Source organism: Amycolatopsis sp. NPDC043889, from assembly GCF_056435645.1.
This window is the reverse complement of sequence record NZ_JBWKEC010000003.1, coordinates 89,763-105,136: the sequence shown is the minus strand read 5'-3', so window position 1 is coordinate 105,136 and position 15,374 is coordinate 89,763. Positions and strand designations below refer to the sequence as shown.

General features: G+C 66.0%; 26 protein-coding genes. 2 read left to right on the top strand and 24 right to left on the bottom strand.

What is annotated here, in order from left to right; genetic code table 11:
• The 24 genes from rpsE to AC0685_RS08355 all read right to left on the bottom strand — a co-directional run bounded on the left by rpsE (position 1) and on the right by AC0685_RS08355 (position 14,292).
• The gene (rpsE, locus tag AC0685_RS08470; RefSeq protein WP_007031046.1) at positions 1 to 645 is read right to left on the bottom strand and encodes a 30S ribosomal protein S5; all 645 of its coding nucleotides are present in this window, start codon (positions 643 to 645) and stop codon (positions 1 to 3) included.
• A 34-nt stretch (positions 646 to 679) separates the two neighbouring features.
• Entirely contained in the window at positions 680 to 1,078 is a 399-nt protein-coding gene (gene rplR, locus AC0685_RS08465) for a 50S ribosomal protein L18 (protein ID WP_007031045.1), read from the bottom strand.
• 2 nt (positions 1,079 to 1,080) lie between these two features.
• Complete coding sequence (gene rplF, locus AC0685_RS08460) at positions 1,081 to 1,620, bottom strand: 50S ribosomal protein L6 (RefSeq protein ID WP_034304256.1); 540 nt, start codon at positions 1,618 to 1,620, stop codon at positions 1,081 to 1,083.
• A gap of 16 nt (positions 1,621 to 1,636) precedes the next feature.
• Positions 1,637 to 2,035 (bottom strand): 30S ribosomal protein S8, encoded by a 399-nt coding sequence (rpsH, locus tag AC0685_RS08455; RefSeq protein WP_007031043.1) that lies wholly within the window; start codon positions 2,033 to 2,035, stop codon positions 1,637 to 1,639.
• Between the two features lie 80 nt (positions 2,036 to 2,115).
• Entirely contained in the window at positions 2,116 to 2,301 is a 186-nt protein-coding gene (locus AC0685_RS08450; RefSeq protein WP_005166789.1) for a type Z 30S ribosomal protein S14, read from the bottom strand.
• Between the two features lie 4 nt (positions 2,302 to 2,305).
• A complete protein-coding gene (gene rplE, locus AC0685_RS08445; protein ID WP_007031042.1) occupies positions 2,306 to 2,869 on the bottom strand; it encodes a 50S ribosomal protein L5 in 564 nt (187 codons plus the stop codon).
• Positions 2,870 to 2,871: 2 nt separating this feature from the next.
• Positions 2,872 to 3,186, bottom strand: coding sequence for a 50S ribosomal protein L24 (rplX, locus tag AC0685_RS08440; protein WP_005166786.1), 315 nt, complete (start codon positions 3,184 to 3,186; stop codon positions 2,872 to 2,874).
• Between the two features lie 3 nt (positions 3,187 to 3,189).
• A complete protein-coding gene (gene rplN / locus AC0685_RS08435) occupies positions 3,190 to 3,558 on the bottom strand; it encodes a 50S ribosomal protein L14 (RefSeq protein WP_005166785.1) in 369 nt (122 codons plus the stop codon).
• Positions 3,559 to 3,650: 92 nt separating this feature from the next.
• The gene (rpsQ, locus tag AC0685_RS08430) at positions 3,651 to 3,932 is read right to left on the bottom strand and encodes a 30S ribosomal protein S17 (protein WP_007031041.1); all 282 of its coding nucleotides are present in this window, start codon (positions 3,930 to 3,932) and stop codon (positions 3,651 to 3,653) included.
• Positions 3,929 to 4,177, bottom strand: a complete 249-nt coding sequence (gene rpmC, locus AC0685_RS08425; protein ID WP_007031040.1) for a 50S ribosomal protein L29 — start codon at positions 4,175 to 4,177, stop codon at positions 3,929 to 3,931. Before rpmC ends, rpsQ begins: the two co-directional genes overlap by 4 nt.
• Positions 4,177 to 4,596, bottom strand: a complete 420-nt coding sequence (rplP, locus tag AC0685_RS08420) for a 50S ribosomal protein L16 (protein WP_005166782.1) — start codon at positions 4,594 to 4,596, stop codon at positions 4,177 to 4,179. Before rplP ends, rpmC begins: the two co-directional genes overlap by 1 nt.
• Positions 4,597 to 4,599: 3 nt before the next feature.
• Positions 4,600 to 5,451, bottom strand: a complete 852-nt coding sequence (rpsC, locus tag AC0685_RS08415) for a 30S ribosomal protein S3 (RefSeq protein WP_340684758.1) — start codon at positions 5,449 to 5,451, stop codon at positions 4,600 to 4,602.
• On the bottom strand, positions 5,451 to 5,867 hold the full coding sequence (gene rplV, locus AC0685_RS08410; RefSeq protein ID WP_005166780.1) for a 50S ribosomal protein L22: 417 nt from the start codon (positions 5,865 to 5,867) through the stop codon (positions 5,451 to 5,453). The genes rpsC and rplV overlap by 1 nt, the downstream gene beginning before the upstream one ends.
• A 29-nt stretch (positions 5,868 to 5,896) precedes the next feature.
• The gene (rpsS, locus tag AC0685_RS08405; RefSeq protein WP_003102083.1) at positions 5,897 to 6,178 is read right to left on the bottom strand and encodes a 30S ribosomal protein S19; all 282 of its coding nucleotides are present in this window, start codon (positions 6,176 to 6,178) and stop codon (positions 5,897 to 5,899) included.
• An 18-nt stretch (positions 6,179 to 6,196) separates the two neighbouring features.
• Entirely contained in the window at positions 6,197 to 7,030 is an 834-nt protein-coding gene (gene rplB, locus AC0685_RS08400) for a 50S ribosomal protein L2 (RefSeq protein WP_005166779.1), read from the bottom strand.
• Between the two features lie 16 nt (positions 7,031 to 7,046).
• Positions 7,047 to 7,358 (bottom strand): 50S ribosomal protein L23, encoded by a 312-nt coding sequence (gene rplW, locus AC0685_RS08395; protein WP_005166778.1) that lies wholly within the window; start codon positions 7,356 to 7,358, stop codon positions 7,047 to 7,049.
• Entirely contained in the window at positions 7,355 to 8,041 is a 687-nt protein-coding gene (gene rplD, locus AC0685_RS08390; RefSeq protein ID WP_192747829.1) for a 50S ribosomal protein L4, read from the bottom strand. The genes rplW and rplD overlap by 4 nt, the downstream gene beginning before the upstream one ends.
• Before the next feature lie 2 nt (positions 8,042 to 8,043).
• Entirely contained in the window at positions 8,044 to 8,694 is a 651-nt protein-coding gene (gene rplC / locus AC0685_RS08385) for a 50S ribosomal protein L3 (RefSeq protein ID WP_007031036.1), read from the bottom strand.
• 34 nt (positions 8,695 to 8,728) lie between these two features.
• Positions 8,729 to 9,034, bottom strand: coding sequence for a 30S ribosomal protein S10 (gene rpsJ, locus AC0685_RS08380; protein ID WP_003102098.1), 306 nt, complete (start codon positions 9,032 to 9,034; stop codon positions 8,729 to 8,731).
• Between the two features lie 409 nt (positions 9,035 to 9,443).
• Positions 9,444 to 10,637, bottom strand: a complete 1,194-nt coding sequence (gene tuf / locus AC0685_RS08375) for an elongation factor Tu (protein ID WP_007031035.1) — start codon at positions 10,635 to 10,637, stop codon at positions 9,444 to 9,446.
• A gap of 124 nt (positions 10,638 to 10,761) precedes the next feature.
• Entirely contained in the window at positions 10,762 to 12,861 is a 2,100-nt protein-coding gene (fusA, locus tag AC0685_RS08370) for an elongation factor G (RefSeq protein WP_125679956.1), read from the bottom strand.
• Between the two features lie 63 nt (positions 12,862 to 12,924).
• Positions 12,925 to 13,395 carry a 30S ribosomal protein S7 gene (gene rpsG / locus AC0685_RS08365; protein WP_007031033.1) on the bottom strand — a complete coding sequence of 157 codons (471 nt, stop codon included), beginning with the start codon at positions 13,393 to 13,395 and terminating at the stop codon, positions 12,925 to 12,927.
• On the bottom strand, positions 13,395 to 13,769 hold the full coding sequence (gene rpsL, locus AC0685_RS08360; protein WP_003102113.1) for a 30S ribosomal protein S12: 375 nt from the start codon (positions 13,767 to 13,769) through the stop codon (positions 13,395 to 13,397). Before rpsL ends, rpsG begins: the two co-directional genes overlap by 1 nt.
• Before the next feature lie 376 nt (positions 13,770 to 14,145).
• Positions 14,146 to 14,292, bottom strand: a complete 147-nt coding sequence (locus AC0685_RS08355; RefSeq protein ID WP_091597937.1) for a hypothetical protein — start codon at positions 14,290 to 14,292, stop codon at positions 14,146 to 14,148.
• 170 nt (positions 14,293 to 14,462) lie between these two features.
• Between AC0685_RS08355 and AC0685_RS08350 the strand changes: the two genes are divergently transcribed.
• The gene (locus AC0685_RS08350; protein ID WP_478224967.1) at positions 14,463 to 15,041 is read left to right on the top strand and encodes a YbaB/EbfC family nucleoid-associated protein; all 579 of its coding nucleotides are present in this window, start codon (positions 14,463 to 14,465) and stop codon (positions 15,039 to 15,041) included.
• Complete coding sequence (locus tag AC0685_RS08345) at positions 15,038 to 15,370, top strand: hypothetical protein (protein WP_340684760.1); 333 nt, start codon at positions 15,038 to 15,040, stop codon at positions 15,368 to 15,370. The genes AC0685_RS08350 and AC0685_RS08345 overlap by 4 nt, the downstream gene beginning before the upstream one ends.
• The last annotated feature ends 4 nt before the right edge of the window (positions 15,371 to 15,374 follow it).

Below are 15,374 nucleotides of genomic sequence, written 5' to 3'. Positions count from 1 at the left end.
TCAGACCCCCTGGCCCGCGCGCTGGCGCAGCATCCGAGCCGGCGCGACGTCCTCGAGCGGGAGACCGCGGCGGGCCGCGACCTCTTCGGGACGCTGCAGCCCCTTCAGGGCCGCCACGGTCGCGTGCACGATGTTGATCGCGTTGTCGGAGCCGAGCGACTTCGACAGCACGTCGTGGACACCCGCGCACTCCAGCACCGCGCGCACCGGGCCACCGGCGATGACACCGGTACCGGCCGAAGCCGGACGGAGCAGCACGACACCGGCGGCTTCCTCACCCTGGATCGGGTGGGGGATGGTGCCGGCGACGCGGGGAACGCGGAAGAAGTTCTTCTTCGCTTCCTCGACGCCCTTGGCGATGGCCGCGGGAACTTCCTTGGCCTTGCCGTAGCCGACGCCGACCTGACCGTCGCCGTCACCGACGACCACCAGGGCGGTGAAGCTGAAGCGACGACCACCCTTGACGACCTTGGCGACGCGGTTGATCGTCACGACCTTCTCGAGGTGCGGGGTCTTTTCCTGGCCGGCCCCGCCACGGCCGCTGTCGCGCCGGTCACGGCGGTCGCGACGGTCATTGCGGTCGTTGCCGCCCTGCCCGCCGGGTCCACCCTGGCCACCGCCGAATTGCCGTGTACGTCCCGGCATCAGGCTTTCCTTCCATTCACGAGCATCTGCTGCATCAGAACTCCAACCCCGCCTCACGCGCGGCGTCGGCGAGCGCCGCGATGCGGCCGTGGTAGGCGTTGCCACCACGGTCGAACACCACGGTCGAGACACCGGCGTTCTTGGCGCGGGCGGCGACGAGTTCCCCGACCTTGGCGGCCTTGGCCTTCTTGTCGCCTTCCAGCGCGCGGACGTCCGCCTCGAGGGTGGACGCCGACGCCAGGGTCTTGCCGGCGAGGTCGTCGATCAGCTGCACGGCGATGTGCCGCGACGAACGCTTGACGACCAGGCGCGGACGCTGGTCCGTGCCGTTGATCTTCTTGCGAAGGCGGAAGTGCCGACGGGCCTTCGCGACGCGGCGGCGGGTCGAGATGTCCTTGCCGACCGGCTTGCGCTTCGTAGTCGTGTCGCTCATGATCACTTACCCGTCTTTCCGACCTTGCGGCGGATCTTCTCACCCTCGTAGCGCAGGCCCTTGCCCTTGTACGGGTCCGGGCGGCGCAGCTTGCGGATGACCGCGGCGATCTGGCCGACCTTCTGCTTGTCGATGCCCGAGACCGAGAACCGGGTGGGGGTCTCGACCTTGAAGGTGATGCCTTCCGGGGCCTCGATCTTCACCGGGTGGCTGTAGCCGAGGGCGAACTCGAGGTCCGAGCCCTTGGCCTGCACGCGGTAACCGACACCGTGGATCTCGAGCTTCTTCTCGTAGCCCTCGGTCACACCGACGACGAGGTTGTTGACCAGCGTCCGGGTGAGACCGTGCAGGGCACGGCTGGTGCGCTCCTCGTCGGGACGCTTCACCTCGAGCGTGCCGTTCTCAGCCTTCTCGACGGTGATCGGCTCGGCGATGGTGTGCTCAAGGGTGCCCTTGGGCCCCTTGACCTTGATCTGCTGACCTTCGATGGTCACCTCGACCCCGGAGGGGACGGCGACCGGCAGCTTTCCAATGCGTGACATGTCTTTGCCCCCTTCCTTACCAGACGTAGGCGAGGACTTCGCCGCCCACGCTGTTTCGCTTGGCCTGACGGTCGGTCTGGAGGCCGGACGACGTCGAGATGATCGCGACGCCGAGGCCACCGAGAACCGACGGCAGTTCGGTCGATTTTGCGTAGACCCGCAGGCCGGGCTTGGACACGCGGCGGAGGCCGGCGATGCTGCGCTCACGGTTGGGGCCGTACTTCAGCTCCACGACGAGGTTCTTGTGCTTCTCGCCCGGCTCATCGCGGTAGCCCGAGATGTAACCCTCGCGCTTGAGGATCTCGGCGATGTTCGCCTTGATCTTCGAGTGGGGAAGCACGACCTCGTCGTGGTACGCCGAGTTCGCGTTACGCAGACGGGTCAAGAAGTCTGCGATGGGGTCGGTCATCGTCATGGTGACCTGTCAACCTTTCTCGCCCTGGTTCCCTGCGGTACGTGCAGGGCCTGTGGCGAAGTGGGAGTTAAAAAAGACTCTTACCAGCTGGACTTGCGGACGCCGGGCAGCTCGCCCGCGTGTGCCATCTCGCGAAGGCAGATCCGGCAGAGCCCGAACTTGCGGAACACCGAGTGCGGGCGACCGCACCGCTGGCAGCGCGTGTAACCGCGAACCTTGAACTTCGGCGTCTTCGCGGCCTTGTGGACCAGTGCTTTCTTGGCCATCGACTCAGTTCTCCTTGAACGGGAAGCCGAGCTTGCGAAGCAGCGCGCGGCCCTCGTCGTCGGTGTTGGCGGTGGTGACGACAGTGACGTCCATACCGCGCGGGCGGTCGATGGCGTCCGGGTCGATCTCGTGGAACATGGACTGCTCGTTGAGACCGAACGTGTAGTTGCCGTTGCCGTCGAACTGCTTCGGCGAAAGCCCGCGGAAGTCACGGATACGCGGCAGCGCGATGGTCAGCAGCCGGTCGAGGAACTCCCACATCCGGTCGCCGCGCAGCGTGACGCGCGCGCCGATCGGCTGGCCCTCACGCAGCTTGAACTGCGCGATGGACTTACGAGCCTTGCGAACCTCGGGCTTCTGCCCGGTGATCGCGGCCAGGTCGCGGATGGCGCCTTCGATCAGCTTGCTGTCACGGGCGGCGTCACCGACACCCATGTTCACGACGACCTTGACGACGCCCGGGATCTGGTGGACGTTCTCGAAGGAGAACTCCTGCTGGAGCTGCCCCTTGATCTCCTCGCGGTACCGCACCTTGAGGCGCGGGGCGATCTTCTCTGCGGTGGTCATGATCAGATGTCCTTACCGTTCCGGCGCGAGACCCGGACCTTCTTGCCGTCCTCGCCGATGCGGTAGCCCACCCGGGTCGGCTTGCCGTCGGAGTCGACGACCATCACGTTCGAGACGTGGATGGGCGCTTCCTGCGTGACGATGCCGCCGGACTGCGCGCCGCGCTGGGTCTGGGAGATCCGCGTGTGCTTCTTGATCCGGTTCACGCCCTCGACCAGCACGCGCTCGCGCTCGGGGTAGGCCTGGATGACCTTGCCCTTGGCACCCTTGTCCTTGCCGGCGATGACGACGACCGTGTCGCCCTTCTTCACCTTCATGCTCTACAACACCTCCGGCGCGAGCGAAATGATCTTCATGAACTTTCGGTCGCGCAGCTCGCGGCCGACCGGCCCGAAGATGCGGGTGCCGCGGGGCTCATTGTCGTTCTTGATGAGCACAGCAGCGTTCTCGTCGAAGCGGATGTAAGAACCGTCCGGACGACGGCGCTCCTTGCGCGTGCGAACGATGACCGCCTTGACGACGTCACCCTTCTTCACGCCGGCGGCCGGCATGGCGTCCTTCACGGTGGCGACGATGATGTCGCCGATGCCCGCGTAGCGCCGCCCCGAGCCACCGAGAACGCGGATGCAAAGGATTTCCTTCGCGCCCGTGTTGTCGGCAACCCGAAGCCGCGACTCCTGCTGGATCACGTCTACTCCTGTATGTCGCGCTGGTTCTCGCGTTCATCTTTCGATGTTTCAGCCGCGAGCCTTGCGGAACTAAGGGACTCAGAGAGCCCTACTTACTTGGCCTTCTCCACGATCTGCACCAGACGCCAGCGCTTGGTCGCCGACAGCGGGCGGGTCTCCATCAGGGTGACCCGGTCGCCCACGCCCGCCTCGTTGTTCTCGTCGTGCACCTTGACCTTGCTGGTGCTGCGGAGAACCTTGGCGTAACGACGGTGCTTCTTGCGGTCTTCGAGCTCGACCACGATCGTCTTGTTCATCTTGTCCGAGACGACGTAACCCTCACGGACCTTGCGGTCGTTGCGGGGGGCCGCCTCAGCGTTGGGCTGCTCGCTCATGCGGCACCTTCACTCTCGGCGTCAGGGGAAACGGACAGGCCGAGTTCACGCTCGCGCATGACCGTGTAGATCCGCGCGATGTCCGTACGGACGGTGCGCAGACGGCGGTTGTTGTCGAGCTGTCCGGTCGCCATCTGGAAACGGAGGTTGAAGAGCTCCTCCTTGTATTCCTTCAGACGCAGAACGAGCTCTTCCGCGGTGAGCTCACGCAGCTCCGATGCCTGGGCGGCACCTGCCTTCGCCATCAGAACTCACCACCTTCACGGGTCACGATGCGGCACTTCATGGGCAGCTTGTGGATCGCGCGACGGAGCGCCTCGCGGGCGGTCTCCTCGTTCGGGAACGAGATCTCGAACATCACGCGGCCCGGCTTCACGTTGGCGATCCACCACTCGGGCGAACCCTTACCGGAACCCATGCGGGTTTCCGCCGGCTTCTTGGTCAGCGGGCGGTCCGGGTAGATGGTCGTCCACACCTTGCCGCCACGCTTGATGTGACGCGTCATGGCGATACGAGCGGACTCGATCTGCCGGTTGGTCACGTAGCTGTGCTCAAGCGCCTGGATGCCGTACTCGCCGAAGTTCACCTTCGTACCGCCCTTGGCGGCACCGTGGCGCTTCGGGGAGTGCTGCTTCCGGTGCTTGACCCTGCGCGGGATGAGCACGTGTCAGCCCTCCGTCTTTTCTGCAGTCTCAGCAGCCGGGGCCTCGGTGGCCGCGGGGGCGGCGTCGTCGCTCTTGGCGGCGGCGGCAGCCCGACCGGCTTCGGTCGAGGTCGGCGTCGTGCCCGACGAGCCGGAACGGCGCGGTCGGGACGGACGGTCACCACGGTCACGGCGCGGGGCACGCTCGGCGGCCGCGGCGGCGTCACGCGCCTCCTTGGCCTTGAGGCCACCCACGAGCTCGCCCTTGTAGATCCACACCTTCACGCCGATGCGACCGAACGTCGTCTTGGCCTCGAAGAAGCCGTAGTCGATGTCGGCACGCAGCGTGTGCAGCGGGACGCGGCCATCGCGGTAGTGCTCGGAGCGGGACATCTCGGCACCGCCGAGACGACCGCCGCACTGCACGCGGATGCCCTTGACCTGCGGCGAACGCATGGAGGTCTGGATCGCCTTGCGCATCGCGCGGCGGAACGCCACACGGTTGCTCAGCTGCTCCGCGACACCCTGAGCGACGAGCTGGGCGTCGGCCTCGGGGTTCTTGACCTCGAGGATGTTCAGCTGGACCTGCTTGGCGGTCAGCTTCTCCAGCGCGCCGCGGATGCGGTCGGCCTCCGCGCCGCGACGGCCGATGACGATGCCCGGCCGGGCGGTGTGGATGTCGACGCGGACCCGGTCACGGGTGCGCTCGATCTCGACCTTGGAGATCCCGGCGCGCTCCATGCCCGTGGACAGCAGCTTCCGGATCTTGACGTCCTCGGCCACGTACTCCGCGTACTGCTTGTCGGCGTACCAACGCGACTTCCAGTCCGTGGTGATACCCAGGCGGAAGCCGTGCGGGTTGATCTTCTGGCCCACTACCGGCCACCTGCCTTCTTCTTGCCCTGTGCCTTCTTGGCCTCGGCCTTCGGACGCGACTCCACCTCGACGGTGATGTGGCTGGTCCGCTTGCGGATCCGGTACGCGCGGCCCTGGGCCCGCGGACGGATGCGCTTGAGGGTCGGGCCCTCGTCGGCGTAGGCGTTCTTGACCCAGAGGGTGTCCGGGTCGAGATCGAGGTTGTTTTCGGCGTTGGCCACGGCGCTGGCGAGCACCTTCGCGACCGGCTCGCTTGCCGCCTGCGGGGCGAACTGGAGCACGGCCAAGGCGTCGGCGGCGCTACGTCCCTTGATCAGCTCGATCACCCGGCGCACCTTGGTAGGCGAGTCCCGGACGAAGCGAGCCCGCGCGTAAGCCGTCGGCAGAGCCTCGGCCACGTCGTTCTGGGCGTTCATCGCTAGCTTCCTTGTTCTCTCGTGCCCGCTCAGCGGCGGCGCGACTTGCGGTCGTCCTTGATGTGGCCCTTGAAGGTCCGAGTCGGCGCGAATTCGCCCAACTTGTGACCCACCATCGCCTCGGTGACGAACACCGGGACGTGCTTGCGGCCGTCGTGCACAGCGATCGTGTGACCCAGGAAATCCGGGATGATCGTGGAGCGACGCGACCACGTCTTGATCACGGTCTTCTTGCCCGACTCGTTGAGAGCGTCCACCTTCTTGAGCAGGTGGTCGTCCACGAAGGGGCCCTTTTTGAGGCTACGTGGCATGTTCTTCTACCTCCCTGCTCAGCGCTTCTTGCCGGTACGCCGGCGGCGGACGATCATGGCGTCGGAGGCCTTGCGGCGGCGGGTGCGGCCTTCGGGCTTTCCGTTCGGGTTCACCGGGTGGCGACCACCGGAGGTCTTACCCTCACCACCACCGTGCGGGTGGTCGACCGGGTTCATGACGACACCACGGACGGTGGGGCGCTTGCCGCGCCAGCGGTTACGGCCCGCCTTGCCCCAGTTGATGTTGGAGTGCTCGGAGTTGCCGACCTCGCCGATGGTGGCGCGGTTGCGCACGTCGACGTTGCGGATCTCGCCCGACGGGAGACGAAGCTGGGCGTACGGCCCGTCCTTCGCCACCAGCTGCACCTTGGCACCGGCGGACCGCGCCATCTTCGCGCCGCCACCGGGGCGGAGCTCGATCGCGTGGATCACGGTGCCGACCGGGATGTTGCGCAGCGGCAGGTTGTTACCCGGCTTGATGTCGGCACGGGGGCCGTTCTCGACCGTGTCACCCTGCTTGAGCTTCTCCGGGGCGATGATGTAGCGCTTCTCGCCGTCGGCGTAGTGCAGCAGCGCGATACGAGCGGACCGGTTGGGGTCGTACTCGATGTGCGCGACCTTGGCGGGAACGCCGTCCTTGTCGTTCCGGCGGAAGTCGATCAGCCGGTACGCACGCTTGTGGCCACCACCCTTGTGCCGGGTGGTGATCTTGCCGCTGGAGTTACGGCCGCCGGACTTGCTCAGCGGACGCAGCAGCGACTTCTCCGGGGTGGACCGAGTGATCTCGGCGAAGTCGGAGACGCTGGAACCGCGACGACCCGGGGTCGTCGGCTTGTACTTGCGGATGCCCATGTGTCAGCTCAGTCCTTTACGCGGTGGGTCCGCCGAAGATCTCGATCGGCTTGCTCTCAGCCGAAAGAGTCACGATGGCGCGCTTGGTGTCCTTGCGCTTGCCGAAGCCGGCGCGAGTCCGCTTACGCTTGCCCTGGCGGTTGGCCGTGTTGACGCTGACCACCTTGACGCCGAACACCTTCTCGACCGCGATCTTGATCTGGGTCTTGTTGGCGTCCGGGCGGACGATGAACGTGTACTTGTGGTCCTCGAGCAGCCCGTAGGACTTCTCGGAGATCACCGGCGCGAGCAAGATGTCGCGGGGATCGGGGATGGCGATCGCACTCACTGCTCGTCACTCCCTTCAACCTCGCTCGACCGAGCCGAAGCCTTCGCGCCCTTGCCCCGGACGGGGCCGGCGACGAACACGTCGTAAGCGGCCTTGGTGAACACCACGTCGTCGTTGACCAACACGTCGTAGGTGTTGAGCTGGTCGGGCGTGATGATGTGGACCTCGGCCAGGTTGCGCACGGAGTTCCAGCCCAGCTCGTCGTCGCGGTGCAGCACCACGAGAACGCGCTTGGCCTGGGTCACCGCGGCGATGGCGGCCTTGGCGGACTTGGTGGACGGCTTCTCGCCGGTCACCAGTTCGGTGATGACGTGCAACTGTCCGGCACGGGCCCGGTCGGAGAGGGCGCCACGCAGAGCGGCGGCCTTCATCTTCTTCGGGGTCCGCTGGGTGTAGTCGCGCGGCGTGGGGCCGTGGACGACACCACCGCCGACGAACTGCGGCGCACGGGTCGAACCCTGGCGGGCGCGGCCGGTGCCCTTCTGGCGGTACGGCTTCTTGCCACCACCGCGGACTTCACCGCGGGTCTTGGTGTCATGCGTGCCCTGGCGGGCGGCGGCCAGCTGGGCCACCACGACCTGGTGCATGAGGGGCACGTTGGCCTGCACGTCGAAGATCTCCGAGGGGAGCTCGACCGTGCCGTCGGCTTTACCGGCCGGGGTCTTCAGCTCGACGCTGGTCATGTTCAGTTACCACCCTTCGCGGCGCTGCGAACGAACAGCAGGCCGCCCTTGGGACCGGGCACGGCGCCCTTGATCAGCAGCAGGCCGTCCTCGGCACGCACCGCGTGCACGGTCAGGTTCTGCGTGGTGACCCGGTCGTTGCCCATCCGGCCCGCCATGCGCAGGCCCTTGAAGACACGGCCCGGGGTGGCGCAGCCACCGATCGAGCCGGGCTTGCGGTGCACGGCCTGGGCACCGTGGCTCGCGCCCTGGCCCTTGAAGCCGTGACGCTTCATGACACCGGCGTAGCCCTTGCCCTTGCTGGTACCGGTCACGTCGACCTCGATACCGGCCTCGAACACCTCGGCGGTGATCTCCTGGCCGACCTCGTAGGTCTCGGCGTCGGTGGTACGCAGCTCCGCAAGGTAACGACGCGGGGTCACGCTCGCCTTGTCGAAGTGGCCGGTGCGCGGCTTGTTCACCCGGCGCGGGTCGACCGCGCCGAAAGCCAGCTGCACGGCCTTGTAGCCGTCGTTCTCCTGGGTCCGAACCTGGGTGACCACGTTCGGCCCGGCCTGGACGACGGTCACCGGGACGACCCGGTTGTTCTCGTCGAAGACCTGGGTCATGCCGAGCTTGGTGCCCAGGATGCCCTTCACTTGCCTGTCAGACATGAGTCTCTTACTCTCCGCCGCTCGCCAGCCGCTGCTACTGGATGTTGACGTCGACGCTCGCCGGCAGGTCGATGCGCATGAGCGCGTCGACCGTCTTCGGCGTCGGGTCGAGGATGTCGATCAGACGCTTGTGCGTGCGCATCTCGAAGTGCTCGCGCGAGTCCTTGTACTTGTGCGGCGAGCGGATGACGCAGTAAACGTTCTTCTCGGTGGGCAGCGGCACCGGCCCGACAACACGGGCGCCGGTGCGCGTGACCGTCTCGACGATCTTGCGCGCCGAGGTGTCGATCGCCTCGTGGTCGTAGGCCTTGAGCCGGATGCGGATCTTCTGTCCCGCCATGGTGGCTGCTCGTTCCTTGTCGTCTCGTGCCGCTTTTGTCTTTTCAAACCTCAGTCTGACTGAGGTCTTCCCAGTTCAACGGCCCTGTCCCCGGTCCACGCGGTCGGGCGTGTCGAGCCCGACGCACAGACGGATCCCGCGGGATCTTCGTCTTGCCTGGTCTTCCTCAACGTGAGGAGGCATCGAGCCGGCGGAAATGCTTGATCGCCGTCTCAAACGCCCTTGCCCGCTAGCCTCACCCGAAGGAAGTGCTCCGCGGACCGTGGCCGCTCATACCAGGGCGGCCGGAACCCGTTTTCCGAAGAAGTACGAGTTCGGCCGCCCCAGGACGAGCAACCTGAATAGTGTCGCACACGTGATTTGACGCCTTGAACCCGGGGGTGTATCAGACCCCCGGGTCGGCGTTAAATCACTTGATGATCTTGGTGACCTGGCCGGCGCCCACGGTCCGTCCACCCTCACGGATGGCGAAACGCAGACCCTCGTCCATGGCGACCGGCTGGATCAGCACGACGCTGATGTCCGTGTTGTCGCCCGGCATGACCATCTCGACACCCTCCTTGAGGGTGACGACGCCGGTCACGTCCGTGGTACGGAAGTAGAACTGCGGGCGGTAGTTGTTGAAGAACGGGGTGTGACGGCCACCCTCGTCCTTCGACAGGATGTAGACCGAGCCCTCGAACTCCGTGTGCGGGGTGGTGGTGCCCGGCTTCACGACGACCTGGCCGCGCTCGACGTCCTCGCGCTTGATACCGCGGACCAGCAGACCGACGTTGTCGCCGGCCTCACCCTGGTCGAGCAGCTTGCGGAACATCTCGACACCGGTGACGGTGGTCTTGGTCGACTTCTCCTTGATGCCGACGATCTCGACCTCTTCGTTCACGTTGACGCGGCCACGCTCGATACGGCCGGTCACGACCGTGCCACGGCCGGTGATCGTGAAGACGTCTTCGATCGGCATCAGGAACGGCTTGTCAAGCTCGCGCACCGGGTCCGGCACGTTCTCGTCGACGGCTTCCATCAGCTCGAGAACGCTCTCGCCCCACTTGGCGTCGCCCTCGAGGGCCTTCAGGCCGGAGACCTTGATGACCGGAGCGTCGTCACCCGGGAAGTCCTGGGAGGACAGCAGCTCGCGGACCTCGAGCTCGACGAGCTCCAGGATCTCCTCGTCGTCGACCATGTCGGCCTTGTTCAGCGCGACCACGATGTAGGGCACGCCGACCTGCTTCGCGAGCAGCACGTGCTCACGGGTCTGCGGCATCGGGCCGTCGGTCGCCGCGACCACGAGGATCGCGCCGTCCATCTGCGCCGCACCGGTGATCATGTTCTTGATGTAGTCCGCGTGACCGGGGGCGTCCACGTGGGCGTAGTGACGCTTCTCGGTCTGGTACTCGACGTGCGAGATGTTGATCGTGATACCGCGCTGCTTCTCTTCCGGCGCGTTGTCGATCTGGTCGAACGCCGAAGCGGTGTTCAGCTCGGGGTACTTGTCGTGCAGAACCTTGGTGATCGCCGCGGTCAGAGTGGTCTTACCGTGGTCGACGTGACCGATGGTCCCGATGTTGACGTGCGGCTTGGTCCGCTCGAATTTCGCCTTCGCCACTGGAATGTCCTCCTGGACTGTTTTGCTTACTCACCGGCCAACGTGGCTGTCGGACGGGGATTCGTTTCTTGACGGATGCTGCGGACGTTCAGGAGTGTTCCTTATGCCCGCGAGCGGACGGGAACTACTCCCCCGTCGCCTTCGCGATGATTTCCTTCGCGACGTTCGCGGGAACCTCGGCGTAGGAGTCGAACACCATGGAGTAGTTGGCACGTCCCTGCGTACGCGAACGCAGGTCGCCGACGTAACCGAACATCTCCGACAGCGGGACCAGTGCCTTGACGACACGGGTACCGGCGCGCTCCTCCATGGCCTGGATCTGGCCACGGCGGGAGTTGAGGTCGCCGATCACATCGCCCATGTAGTCCTCGGGCGTGGTGACCTCGACGGCCATCAGCGGCTCGAGGATGACCGGACCGGCCTTCTTCGCGGCTTCCTTCATCGCCATGGAGCCGGCGATCTTGAAGGCCATTTCGGAAGAGTCGACCTCGTGGTACGCGCCGTCCAACAAGGTGAACTTCAACCCGACGAGCGGGTAGCCGGCCAGCACGCCGTACTGCATGGCGTCCTGTGCGCCCGCGTCGACCGACGGGATGTACTCCCGCGGCACGCGGCCACCGGTGACCTTGTTGTCGAACTCGTAGAGGGCACCGTCGGTGGACTCGAGCGGCTCGAGCTTGACGATGACCTTCGCGAACTGACCGGAACCACCGGTCTGCTTCTTGTGCACGTAGTCGAGCTTCTCGACCGTCTTGCGCACCGTCTCGCGGTAGGCGACCTGCGGCTTACCGATGTTCGCCTCGACCTTGTAGTCGGACTTCATGCGGTTGACCAGCACCTCGAGGTGCAGCTCGCCCATACCTGCGATGATCGTCTGGCCGGTGTCCTCGTCCAGGTTGACCTGGAACGTCGGGTCCTCTTCGGCCAGCTTCTGGATCGCCAGGGACAGCTTCTCCTGGTCGGCCTTGGTCTTCGGCTCGATCGCGACGCGGATGACCGGCGCCGGGAACGTCATCGACTCGAGGACGACCGGGTTCTGCGGGTCGGCGAGGGTGTCACCGGTGGTGGTGTCCTTCAGGCCGATGACCGCGTAGATGTGGCCCGCCTGGGCCTCGTCCACCGGGTTCTCCTTGTTGGAGTGCATCTGGAAGAGCTTCCCGATGCGCTCCTTGCGCTCCTTGGTGGCGTTGATCAGCTGCGCGCCGGAGGCGACCTTGCCCGAGTACACCCGGATGTAGGTCAGCTTGCCGAAGAACGGGTGCGCGGCGATCTTGAACGCCAGAGCGGAGAAGGGCTCCTCGGTCGACGGCTTGCGCGACACGACGGTCTCGCCGTCGGGCAGCGTGCCCTCGACGGCCGGGACGTCCAGCGGCGACGGAAGGTAGTCGATGACCGCGTCGAGCATGGGCTGGACGCCCTTGTTCTTGAACGCGGAACCGGTGAGCACCGGGTACGCCTCGCGGTTCACGGTGAGCTTCCGGATGCCGGCCTTGATCTCGGCCTCGGACAGCTCCTCGCCCTCGAGGAACTTCTCCATCAGGGAGTCGTCGGTCTCGGCGATGGCCTCGACCAGCTTCTCCCGGTACTCGGCCGCCTTGTCGGCGAGCTCGGCCGGGATCTCCTCGACGGCGTAGTCCTCGCCCTTCTGGACCTCGCCGCGCCAGGTCAGCGCCTTCATGCGGACCAGGTCGACGACGCCTTCGAACTCGTTCTCGGCGCCGATCGGCAGCTGGATGACCAGCGGGCGGGCGCCGAGGCGCTCCTCGATGGTGCGGACGGTGAAGTAGAAGTCCGCGCCGAGCTTGTCCATCTTGTTGACGAAGCAGATACGAGGAACCTCGTACTTGTCCGCCTGACGCCAGACCTGCTCGGACTGCGGCTCGACACCCTCCTTGCCGTCGAAGACGGCGACGGCACCATCGAGCACGCGGAGCGAACGCTCCACCTCGACGGTGAAGTCGACGTGGCCCGGGGTGTCGATGATGTTGATCTGGTGATCGGCCCAGAAAGTGGTGGTGGCAGCCGAGGTGATGGTGATACCCCGCTTCTGCTCCTCCTCCATCCAGTCCATGGTGGCGGCGCCATCGTGGACTTCACCGATCTTGTAGTTGACCCCGGTGTAGAACAGGATCCGCTCGGTGGTGGTGGTCTTACCGGCGTCGATGTGGGCCATGATGCCGATGTTGCGGACCTTGTTCAGGTCGGTCAGCACTTCACGTGCCACGAGAGTGTTCCCCTGTCTCAAAATTGGGGCCCGGCAAGGCTTTGATCGGCAGCCGGGCGGACATCACCAGCGGTAGTGCGCGAAGGCCTTGTTGGACTCGGCCATCTTGTGCGTGTCCTCGCGCCGCTTCACGCTGGCGCCGAGGCCGTTGCTCGCGTCGAGGAGCTCGTTCTGCAGACGCTCGATCATGGTCTTCTCGCGACGGGCCTGCGAGAAGGAGACCAGCCAGCGAAGCGCGAGGGTCGTCGAGCGGCCCGGCTTGACCTCGATCGGCACCTGGTAGGTGGCACCACCGACGCGGCGGCTCTTCACCTCGATGGTGGGCTTCACGTTGTCGAGGGCGCGCTTCAGCGTGACGACCGGGTCGGTGCCGGTCTTCTCGCGAGCACCTTCGAGGGCGCCGTAGACGATGCGCTCGGCCAGGGACCGCTTGCCGTCCTTCAGCACCTTGTTCACCAGCTGGGTGACCAGCGGGGATGCGTAGACGGGGTCAGAGATCAGCGGCCGCTTCGGGGCCGGACCCTTGCGGGGCATTAGCTCTTCTCCTTCTTCGCGCCATACCGGCTGCGCGCCTGCTTACGGTTCTTGACACCCTGGGTGTCGAGCGAACCGCGGATGATCTTGTAACGGACACCCGGCAGGTCCTTCACACGACCACCGCGCACGAGCACCATCGAGTGCTCCTGCAGGTTGTGGCCTTCACCGGGAATGTAGGCGGTGACCTCGATGCCGCTGGTCAGCTTCACACGAGCGACCTTGCGAAGCGCCGAGTTCGGCTTCTTGGGGGTTGTGGTGTACACGCGAGTGCACACGCCACGCCGCTGCGGGCTCCCCTTGAGGGCCGCGGTCTTCTGCTTGGCAGCCTTGTCCTGGCGGCCCTTACGGACCAGCTGCTGGATCGTGGGCAATGGACCAGCTTTCTGTTCGCGATCTTGCTACTACGTGTTGTCTCCGGCCCCCGCGGTCGGGCGTGTCGGCCCGCGTCACGGTCTCGCGACCGGTAACTTCCCGTAGGGATTTTCCGTCGGATCCCGCGTGGGCGAAGCCTTCGGACCGGATGCCTGAGCACCCCGTCCATGCCGCACGGCACACGGGACGGCCCGACGCCTGCCGGGCACGGTCTCCAAAGATACCCGGCCACTTCCGGACCGGCCAAATCGGGGGGTCGATAACTATATCGTGCCGGGCGTCATGCCGCGGCGACCCTGATGGAACGGCGTTTCGGGCCGGTTCTCCACCCCGGCCCCGCCATCGCCCTCACCGGACGCGCTGCGCGCCCGGCCTTCATTCCTCGTCGGGCTTGGCGTGGTCCGCCCGGCCCGGATGCGGGTCCCGGGAGAGATCGATCAACGGATGCACGGGTGCCCCCTCCGGCGCCGCGTGACTCCCCCGCCTGGGTTCTTCGCTGCTTTCCTTCTGCTCGGCGTCCACGACGCCTCCCCTCGTCCGTACTGATACCGCCCTGCTCGGCGGACCACGCTACCTATTCCCCTATCGGGTGAGCCGGATGGATCCGGAAAGCACGCCATCGCGTCAGACCCGTGAATAGGTCACGATGGCCGCGGTGATAGCGGTCACACGCACTTGCACGGGGAGGCTCCATGTCGGCCGAGTTCGAACAGCTGGTCGCCGAGTTCGAGAAATTCCAATCCAAGATCAAACAGGCCGAGACGCAGTTCGCGAAGGTCGGCGAGATGCAGGGCGAACTGGCGGAACTGGAGTCGGTGGCGACATCGCCGGACCGCTCGGTCACCGTCGTCGCGGGGCCCGGCGGGTCCGTGAAGGACATTCGTCTCAGCCCGGAAGCCCTTCGGCAGCAGCCACAACAGCTCGCCGCCGCCATTCTGTCCACTTTGCACACCGCGGTGGCCGACGCGGCACGGAAGCAGGCGGGGATCGTCGACGCGCAGTTCGGCGGAGCCTTCCATCTGAACGTCGAAGAACAGGTCCTCGAAGCCCAAGCGGAAGCGCTGGGAACCACGGCGGACGATCTGCGGTCTCAGATGTCGGAGGAGCCACCACAGAACACCGCGCGCCGCCCTCGGAACGAAGACGACTTCAGCGAGGAGACGGTGCTCCGGCGGTCGGACGAACCGACTCCCGGGCCGGCGCCGTCCGGCGGGAACTCGGCCGGTGACCAGTTCCTCAAGAACCTGTTCGACGAGGAGGATCACCGATGACCGGACCAGGCGGGCACGCGGTCAAGACGCAGGCCTTGACCGACTACGCCAACAAGCTCGGCTATTACAAGGACGAGGCCGGCAAATTCGGCGATCTCGTCGACCAGGCGGACGTCACGGACAAGTCGTGGGGCCTGATCGGGCTCGCGGTGAAGCAGACCTACACCGGCAAACTCGCCGACCTGCGTGAGCTGCTCGAGCTGATGAAGACCGGGGTCGACTCGTTCTCCGGGAAGATGACCCAGGCGGCGTCGATCTACAACGGCTTCGAAAACGACGCGACGATCACCCTGGGGAAGTACGAAGCCAAGATCGACGGACCGAAGTGAGCTG